Origin of the sequence: Pseudomonas sp. DCB_AW (assembly GCF_026240895.1) — a bacterium.
GTDB lineage: Bacteria > Pseudomonadota > Gammaproteobacteria > Pseudomonadales > Pseudomonadaceae > Aquipseudomonas > Aquipseudomonas kermanshahensis.
This window is the reverse complement of record NZ_JAPFCE010000145.1, coordinates 1-1,991: the sequence shown is the minus strand read 5'-3', so window position 1 is coordinate 1,991 and position 1,991 is coordinate 1. Positions and strand designations below refer to the sequence as shown.

At 65.8% G+C, this 1,991-nt stretch carries 2 protein-coding genes; both read right to left on the bottom strand.

Translation table 11 applies throughout. The annotated features are described in order from the left end of the window. Positions 1–150: 150 nt before the first annotated feature. Entirely contained in the window at positions 151–531 is a 381-nt protein-coding gene (locus OO306_RS27965) for a hypothetical protein (RefSeq protein WP_027596030.1), read from the bottom strand. A 63-nt stretch (positions 532–594) separates the two neighbouring features. Further along, on the bottom strand, positions 595–1,806 hold the full coding sequence (locus tag OO306_RS27960; protein ID WP_099428592.1) for an MFS transporter: 1,212 nt from the start codon (positions 1,804–1,806) through the stop codon (positions 595–597). Positions 1,807–1,991 lie beyond the last annotated feature (185 nt).

The following is a 1,991-nucleotide window of genomic DNA, read 5'->3' as shown; positions in this document are numbered from 1 at the left end:
AAGCCCGCTCCCACAGATTTGCTCCAACTTCAGGCAAGCTGCAATCTCTGTGGGAGCGGGCTTGCCCCGCGAAGAGGCCGGCACAGGCCATGAAAAAGGCGGCATCTTAACAGCCGCCTTCAACATTGGACGATCACGCCCGCGCGATATTCAGTCGTTGCTGGCCGGGCGCTTGTGCTGGCGCCAGCTGTCGTCGATCTTCGACCAAGTCTTGCCATCGGTGACGGCCAGCAGTTTGCGCCCGTCCTTGAAGGTGGCGAGGAAGGTGGCTTCTTCTTCCTTGCCACCGAGCCAGAGCCCGGCCAGCAGCCCCACCGGCCCGGCCACCAAGGCCCCAGCTACACCCCAGCCAAGGGCGGTACCCAGGCTGCGGCTGGACTCCAAACTGGACAGCTTGAGGTCACTGATGCGTGCAAGTGAGATCCGCTCGCCAGGCGAGGGGCTGCGCGGGGTCTTGAGTGTGAGCGATCCATTGCGATACTCGCCTTCACCTTGCAAGAAATCGCCGGATCGAACCGTGAGTCTTGTCATAAAGTCGTCCTTCAGGGAGGGGGCATTGTCCAGCGCCTACTTGAGCCCTCCCGAGCCAGGCAGTCAACGCTCAGGCGACGGAGGGTAGTGCGTTGCAATGTCGCGGCTGATGCGCTTGCGCTCGGCCAGCGCCCAGGCCAGCAGCGCCAGTGTACCGATCACCAAGCCGGCCACGACAATGCCCATCCAGCCCTGACGCTGGAACAACTGCGTCCCCAGCAACGACCCCAGCGCACCGCCGATGAAGTAGCAGGTGATATAGCCTGCATTCAGCCGTGTGCGCGCCTCTGGCCGAAGCGCGATCACCGCGTTCTGGTTGCTCACGTGTACCAGCTGCACGGCCAGGTCGAGCATCAATACCCCCAGCAGCAACGCCAGCAGCGAGTACTCGGCAAAGCCCAGCGGCACCCACGACAGCAGCAGTACGATCAGCCCCACTGTGGTGCCCAACGCCCCCTTGCCTCGGTCGGCCAGGCGCCCGGCCCAGTTGGCCGACAGCGCCCCCGCCGCGCCTGCCAGGCCGAACAGGCCGATCACGGCGTCCGAGTAGTGGTAGGGCTCTTGCGCCAGCAGGAAGGCCAGCGGTGTCCAGAACAGCGCGAACAGGCTGAACGCCAGCAAGCCCAGCAGCGAGCGCAAGCGCAGCACGGGCTCTTCGATAAACAGGCGGAACACCGAGCCGATCAAGGCTGGGTACTTCAAGCCGGCATGGCTGTGGTGCTGCGGCAAGCTGCGGTACAGGGCCAGGGCGGTGATGGCCATCAGTACCGCGGCCAGCACATAGATGCTGCGCCAGCCACCCAGCTCCGCCATGAAACCGGCCGCCGTACGCGCCAGCAGAATGCCCAGCAACAGGCCGCTCATCAGTGTGCCCACTGCACGCCCGCGCTGATGCGGCTCACTCAGGCTCGCCGCCATCGGCACCAGGATTTGCGCCACCACCGAGAACAGGCCGGTCAGCGCGGTACCGAGCAGCAACCACGGCAGGCTCGGTGCGCAGGCGCTGATGACCAGGCCGAGGGTCGAAATGGCGGTCATCACCGTGATCAGGCGGCGTTGCTCGAACAGGTCGCCCAGGGGCGCCAGCAGCAACAGGCCGGCGCCATAGCTGAGCTGGGCGGCGATGACGATGCTGCCGGCGCCGGCGGTGCTCAGGCCGAACTGCTGGGCGATGCTGTGCAGCAACGGTTGCGCGTAGTAGTTGCTGGCCACGGCCAGGCCGGTGGCGGTGGCCATCAGCAGGATCAGGGCGCGACTGAGGGTGGGGGCGTTCATGGGGATCTCGGGGGGCATTGGCAGGGGGCTGTATTCTAGGGCGTTGAGGGTATGGCGGGGGATGTTTAGCGCCTGGGAGATCGAGCGCCGCCCGCGCGGCGCATCGCGAGCAACGCTCGCTCCTACGTTTGTTTCGGGCCAATATTCCTGGGGCATTCGCGCGCGACCGCCCTGGCGCATGACGG

Excerpts from the sequence above, each read along its gene's own strand:
- OO306_RS27965 (WP_027596030.1), bottom strand. The coding sequence starts at position 531 with ATGACAAGACTCACGGTTCGATCCGGCGATTTCTTGCAAGGTGAAGGC.
- OO306_RS27960 (WP_099428592.1), bottom strand. The coding sequence starts at position 1,806 with ATGAACGCCCCCACCCTCAGTCGCGCCCTGATCCTGCTGATGGCCACC.